The sequence below is a fragment of the Acinetobacter sp. ANC_7553 genome, from assembly GCF_056779895.1.
The window spans coordinates 1-498 of sequence record NZ_JBWYIV010000049.1 but is presented as its reverse complement, the minus strand read 5'-3'; the positions used below and the strand labels follow the sequence as shown (position 1 = coordinate 498).

Annotated in this window: 1 pseudogene; it reads right to left on the bottom strand. The window is 38.0% G+C overall.

Going from position 1 to position 498, the window contains the following annotated elements:
* Nucleotides 1-498, bottom strand: a pseudogene (locus AC1M9I_RS14615) (hypothetical protein); the annotation flags it as partial.

Here is a 498-nt window from a genome sequence, read left to right as displayed (position 1 = left end):
ACTATTTTCATCACGATAAGTCCAAGCAAATTGTGGTACGCCATATCGATCACCCACAGGAATATATACCCCTGTCTTTGCTATAGGTTCTCCACTATTTACTCGTATGTCTGTGCGAAGCTTAAATTTAGGTACTTTATGTTCAAAAACTCCTAGTTCTTTAATTACTTCAAATAAACTATATAAACTCCATGATCTTGGTGATTTAACACACGAATCGTAATAACTACATAATCTGTATAATTCATCAAAGCGCGTTTTAAAATCTGTTTCTTCTTCTTCTGACATCCAGTTGGGTTGAAACTCGCCTAACATGCGTGCTGTATTATATGCAGCTGTCCGGTCGTATTTTTCCTGTTTCGTCTGTTCTATAATTCTAATTAAATCTATTCTGAAATCGAGTAAAGATGGGTAAGCATAGGTACTCCAATTGGCTGAGCTATCCCCCATTTCCCATCCCTCTTGCAAGAGGACACGATCACGATACTGCTGATCAGC